Annotated in this window: 4 protein-coding genes and 1 pseudogene; 3 read left to right on the top strand and 2 right to left on the bottom strand. The window is 63.9% G+C overall.

Annotated features, from left to right (window positions below; genetic code table 11):
• Window positions 1–217, bottom strand: a pseudogene (locus AC1DOC_RS15880) (branched-chain amino acid ABC transporter substrate-binding protein); the annotation flags it as partial.
• Window positions 218–254: 37 nt separating this feature from the next.
• On the bottom strand, window positions 255–1,892 hold the full coding sequence (locus tag AC1DOC_RS15875) for an AMP-binding protein (RefSeq protein ID WP_015865916.1): 1,638 nt from the start codon (window positions 1,890–1,892) through the stop codon (window positions 255–257).
• Between the two features lie 504 nt (window positions 1,893–2,396).
• On the opposite strand from AC1DOC_RS15875, the gene AC1DOC_RS15870 reads away from it, so the two are divergent.
• The 3 genes from AC1DOC_RS15870 to AC1DOC_RS15860 all read left to right on the top strand — a co-directional run.
• The gene (locus tag AC1DOC_RS15870; protein WP_041945796.1) at window positions 2,397–3,299 is read left to right on the top strand and encodes a crotonase/enoyl-CoA hydratase family protein; all 903 of its coding nucleotides are present in this window, start codon (window positions 2,397–2,399) and stop codon (window positions 3,297–3,299) included.
• A 17-nt stretch (window positions 3,300–3,316) separates the two neighbouring features.
• Window positions 3,317–4,522, top strand: coding sequence for an acetyl-CoA C-acetyltransferase (locus AC1DOC_RS15865; protein WP_478130063.1), 1,206 nt, complete (start codon window positions 3,317–3,319; stop codon window positions 4,520–4,522).
• A gap of 5 nt (window positions 4,523–4,527) precedes the next feature.
• A partial coding sequence (locus AC1DOC_RS15860) for a 3-hydroxyacyl-CoA dehydrogenase NAD-binding domain-containing protein (RefSeq protein ID WP_478130062.1) occupies window positions 4,528–5,964 on the top strand: 1,437 nt, incomplete at its 3' end.

Genomic DNA, 5,964 nt, shown 5'->3' with positions numbered 1-5,964 from the left:
GCACTACCTCGAACCTCACACCAGCCGGGTTGTTCGAGCCGCTGAACTTGTCGGCAAAGAACTGGAAGGTCTTGACCGCGTTCGAGCCCGAGGGTGCCATCAGACCTGACAGGGGGTCGATCCAGGCGATCTTGACGGTTTCTCCCCTCTGCGCGGAGGCAGCAGTGGCATAGGCTAAGGCGGCGATTGCCGTAGCAATTTTGATGGCAAGCTTCATGGGATGTCTCCTGTCAAGAAAGTTGATCTGGTCTGGGCTAAACCATTTGAGTCAGCTGATTCGTCTCGGCGAGTTCCCGCAGGCGGAATTTCTGCACCTTCCCCGACGCCGTCAGCGGAAAGGCGTCGCAACTGAACCAGACAGTCGGCAGCTTTTGAGGCGCAAGCATTGAGAGGCAGTGCGCGCGCAGCGCCTCGGCCGCCGGCAGCGGCATACCCGCTCGGATCTGCACGGCCGCGCCCACCACCTCGCCCCATCTGGCGTCAGGGATGCCGAATACCACAGCCATGGCAACGGTGGCATGCTCCATCAGACGCGCCTCGACCTCGGCGGGATAGATGTTCTCGCCACCGCGAATGATCATGTCCTTGAGTCGGCCTGTGACCCGTAGATAGCCGCGCCGGTCCAGGGTGCCGAGATCGCCAGTGCGCAACCAGCCATCGGGCCGCATTGTCTGGGCAGTTTCCTCTGGCATCTCGAAATAGCCAAGCATGCACTGAGGGCCGCGCACTTCGATTTCCCCTTCAGCTCCGACGGATTGGGTTTTTCCCGAGGCGGGATCCGCGATGCGAATTTCGACTTGTGGCAGAGGTTGGCCCACTGTCGTTGCTTTGTCCTCCTGGTTGTCGTTGGGGCCGACCATGCTGATCGTCGGGCTGCATTCGGTCTGTCCGTAGAGCGTCAGCAGATCGCAATGAAAGCCGGTTTCGATGCGGTGCAGCAGCTCGGGCGGAACGGGGGCGCCGCCGGAGATGGCAACACGCAGAGTGCTGAGGTCGTACTGGTCGCGCTTGGGGTGATCAAGCATCGCGATCTGCATGGTCGGAACACCATAGAACACGTCGCAGCGCTCTAATGCGATCGCCCGCATGAGCGTTTCAGGCTCAAACAGCAGCGGCAGCACGTAGGTCGATCCGGTTGTCACACAGCCCAGGGAACTGAGTACTGCACCTGCGGTGTGGAACAGCGGCATGGGGCTGATTACGACGCTGGCCTCGATGCCGGCCCGGTTGCATGTCAGCCTGGCACTTGTAACCAGGCCCGCGTGATGCAGCAGTGCTCCTTTGGGGTTGCCGGTGGTGCCAGAGGTGTACTGGATCTGGGCCGGATCCAGCGCTTGCACATGCGGTAGCTCGCCTCGGGCTGAGTGCGTGCGGACCTCGGTCTGCCAATTCAGCAGACAGAAGGTCTCGCGCACTTCTCCTGCCACCTCACGCGCGACTGCGGCCATGTCGGTGCCGCGGAATTCAGCCGTGTACAGCAGCCCGGTGCAGCGGGACTGGCGCAACGCGTAGCGCAGTTCGGCGCTGCGCAGCGCCGGGTTGGCAGTAACGAGCACCAGACCTGCCAGTGCCACGCCGTATTGCAGGATGACCCACTCAGGCACGTTGGGCGCCCAGAGACAGACGCGCTCGCCAGGAGTGAAGCGCGTAAGCAACCAGTGCGCGCATTGTTCGGCCTGAGCAAGCAGTTCCGCATACGTCCAGCGGCGCGCCGTGTCGCTCGCGCCTGTGAGCGACGGCAGGCCCGGCGGCATGACTTCGACCAAGGCGATGCGCTCCGGATGGCGTCGTGCCGCGTCCCGCAAGGCATCGCCGGTGGTCATTAGGAGCAGAGGTACCGAAGTGTCAGCAGGCAGGTGCGACAGTGTCGGGTCGGGAAAGTCGTGGCTCATGGCATTGTCTCCAGAAGAATCCGGGCCGCGTGGACCCATTGCGTGATCAGTTGCTGCCGTTTCACAGGACTGCGCAGGACGCTGGACAGCGCCAAGCTGCGCAGGARTTCCAGGTCATGGTCGCGATAGCCGCCTGGGCGGGGCACGCATCGATGGATGAAAACATTGAATGCACCGCCCCATCGCCGTACTTGCGGGCCTTGCGCTCGGCCTTCAGCATCGCGCCACCCCTGCCTCGGCACGTGCGACCGCCCATAGTCTCGATTGGGACCGCTGGCACTGCGGTATCGGAATCGGCCTTTGGGCAATGCCGTCACTGGGAGGAGTGATTGAACTGTCATCGTGGGGCAGTTTATGAAGTACCACCACATCGACATGTCACAAAAGAGACGATAACAGTCACAAGTGACTGTTAAAAACAGTCATAGCTGACTGCGTAGTTGCTCTCCGACGGAGGCGCAGTGGCCTGATGCTGAAATGAACCATCCCAGAGACAGGAATCCCGTGCCCACCTTTTCCACCCTGACCATCGAACAGGACGCGCAATCCCCGCGTGTCGCCCGTCTGCTTCTTAGCCGCCCAGAGCGGTTCAACGCCATCAGTCATGCGATGCCCGGTGAAATCCGAGCGGCGGTCGAATGGGCCAATGCGAACGACGAGGTGCATGTCATCGTCGTCGAGGGAACCGGCAAGGGCTTCTGCGGTGGCTACGACCTCGTAGACACTGCCGAGCAGCAGGCCGATCATCCCTGCCAGCAGGAGCGGTACCCGTGGGATCCGATGGTGGACTACGCCTGCATGAAGCGCTACACCGAGGACTTCATGAGTCTGTGGCGCAGCCCCAAACCCACGATTGCCAAGGTGCACGGCGCGGCAGTGGCCGGCGGCAGCGACATCGCCCTGTGCTGCGATCTGCTGGTCATGGCCGAGGACGCGCGCATCGGCTACATGCCCACGCGGGTGTGGGGCTGTCCCACCACCGCCATGTGGACCTACCGACTCGGGCCGGCGCGGGCCAAGCAGTTGATGTTCACCGGCGATGTGCTCGACGGCCGCACGGCCGCGGATTGGGGCCTGGCCAATCTCGTGGCTCCGCCCGTCGAACTCGAGGAGCGCACGATGCAGTTGGCCTTGCGCATCGCCGGCGTGCCGCGCAGCCATCTGGCCATGCACAAGATGGTAGTGAATCAGGCAATGTTGACGATGGGCCTAGAGCAGACACAGATGTTCGCGACTGTGTTCGACGGCGTCACGCGCCACAACCCCGAGGGCCTATGGTTCCGCCGTTATGCGCAGGAGGCGGGCTTCAAGGCTGCAATCCAGTGGCGCGACAGCGGCAAGCCCATCCCGGAAGGCGACGAGGCGCGTGCCTTGATTCGTGACATCGAAGCCCGGCGTGGCGAATAGCTTCAGCCGCACTTCCTATGAATGAGGCCTTTGTTTACGACGCCGTTCGCACTCCGCGCGGCAAGGGCAAGACCGACGGCTCGCTGCACGAGGTCAAGCCGATCACACTAGCTGTCGGATTGCTGCGGGCCTTGCAGCAGCGCACCAGCCTGGACACGGCTCGCGTGGACGATGTGGTCATGGGCATCGTGACACCCGTAGGAGACCAGGGGGGCTGTCTGCCGAAGATCGCGGCGCTTGCGGCGGGCTGGGACTGGAACGCCAGTGGCATCCAGATCAACCGCTTCTGCGCTTCCGGCCTGGATGCCATCAACCAAGCCGCGCAGCGCGTGCGCTCGGGATGGGATGACTTGATCGTCGCGGGAGGCATCGAAAGCATGAGTCGGGTGCCCATGGGCAGCGATGGAACAGCGTGGGCGCTGGACCCGCGCACGAGCATCGACAACGCTTTTGTGCCGCAAGGTATCTCCGCCGACCTTATTGCATCGACTGAGGGATTCACCCGTGAGGACGTGGATGCCTATGCACTTGCTTCGCAGCAACGCGCCGCAAGGGCGCTGGCCGAAGGACGCTTCGCACGCAGCGTCGTACCCATTCGCGATGGCAACGGCTTGATGATCCTGGACCACGATGAATTCGTGCGGCCTGACAGCACGATGGCTGGCTTGRCGGCGCTCAAGCCTTCGTTCGAGCAGGCCGGCCATATGGGCTTCGACGCCGTCGCGCTGCGCCGCTATCCGCAACTCGACCGCGTCCGGCACGTACACACCCCAGGGAACAGTTCGGGCGTCGTGGATGGCGCCGCTGCGGTGTTGGTCGGCAATGAGCGTGTGGGCGCTGCGCTGGGATGGACGCCGCGCGCGCGCGTCGTGGCAGTTGCGCTCACCGGCAGTGAACCGACCCTCATGTTGACCGGTCCGGTGCCAGCCGCGCGCAAAGCGCTGCAGCGCGCCGGCCTCACGGTCGACCAGATCGACCTGTTCGAAGTCAACGAGGCGTTTGCGAGCGTACCCCTGCATTTCATGAAGCACATGAAGGTGCCGCACGAGAAGGTCAACGTCAACGGTGGTGCGATCGCATTGGGGCACCCGCTGGGCGCTACCGGCGCGATCCTCGTCACCACACTGTTAGATGAGCTGGAACGGCGCCAGCTGCGCTATGGACTGGTCACGCTGTGCGTCGGCGCCGGCATGGGCATCGCCTCCATCTTCGAACGGATCTGAACTCCATGAAGACTCTTCAGTACGACCTCGACACCGGCACTGGCGTTGTCACACTGACCTTCGACGATCTCGATGCCTCTGTCAATACTTTCAACGATGCTTGGCGGACCGACATGCAAGCCGCGCTCGATCGCATGAGCGAAGGGGGCAGCCGGCCACGCGGTGTCATCCTCGCTTCCGCCAAGGACACGTTCTTTGCCGGCGCCAACTTGAAGGACGTGCTTGCGCAGTGGCCCGCCGATCCCGCGCAGGTGTTTGCGCGCACCGAGGCGGGCAAGAAGCTGCTGCGCCGACTGGAAACCTTGGGCTGTCCGGTGGTGGCGTGCATTGCCGGCAGCGCACTGGGCGGCGGCTTCGAGCTCGCACTGTGCGCGCACCACCGCGTGGTTGTCGACGATGCCAGAGTGCAACTCGGCTTTCCGGAGGTTGGCCTCGGCCTGATTCCCGCGGGGGGAGGCGTGACCAAACTCGTGCGTCTGCTAGGGCTCGAGTCCGCCATGCCGTACATCCTGGAGAGCCGAGTGATGAGTCCGAGCGCAGCACGAGATGCTGGTCTCGTACACGCCGTGGTGCCGTCCGGTCTCGGCGCCGCCGCAGCGCTGCGCGAGGCTGCATTGGCGTGGATCGAGGCCCATCCACAGGCGCAGCAGCCTTGGGAGGTCAAGGGACACCGCATCCCCGGCGGCGCGCCGGGCTGTCCGAAGCTGGCACCGCTGCAGATGCTGGCGCCGGCGATGCTTTTCCAAAAGACGAGGGGGAGATACCCAGCCGCTGAAGCGGCCTTGAGTTGCATGGTGGAAGGGGCGCAATTGGATGTGGACACCGCGCTGCGGCTGGAAACGCGAGCGCTCGTCGGCCTGCTGACACACCCTGTCACGCGCAACCTGATCCAACTCTTCTTCGACCGCAATGCCGTCAGGCGGGGGCGGTCACGCCCACAGGGTGTCGCGCCGTGGCAAGCGGGCAAGGTAAGCATCCTGGGGGCGGGCATGATGGGGGCCGGGATCGCGCAGGTCTGTGCAGCGCACAGTCTGAACGTGGTGTTGAAGGATGTGAGCATCGAATTTGCCGAGGCCGGCAAGGAGCGTGTCCGCCGTCTGACCGATCAGCGTGTGCATGCGGGGCGCATGACGCCGTCTCAGCAGGCTGCGATTCTGGAGCGCATCGAGCCCGCCGCCGAGGTGTCGGCGTTGGACGGCAGCGACCTCATTATCGAGACGGTGTTCGAGGATCGCGCGCTCAAAGGCCGCGCGACCGGCGAAGCCGAGCCGTGCCTGCGTCCAGACGGCGTCTTCGCGAGCAACACGTCGACCCTGCCCATCACCGGGCTAGCCGAAGCGGTCAGCATGCCCGAGCGCTTCATCGGCCTGCACTTCTTTTCACCTGCCGACAGGATGGAGCTCGTGGAGATCGTCGTTGCCGAGAAGACCAGTGCCGAGACG

Source organism: Variovorax sp. 01T439_2 (genome assembly GCF_056398445.1).
Note: the sequence above shows the minus strand (reverse complement) of the source record. Positions and strands in the feature narration are given on the sequence as shown.

Excerpts from the sequence above, each read along its gene's own strand:
- AC1DOC_RS15875 (WP_015865916.1), bottom strand. The coding sequence starts at position 1,892 with ATGAGCCACGACTTTCCCGACCCGACACTGTCGCACCTGCCTGCTGAC.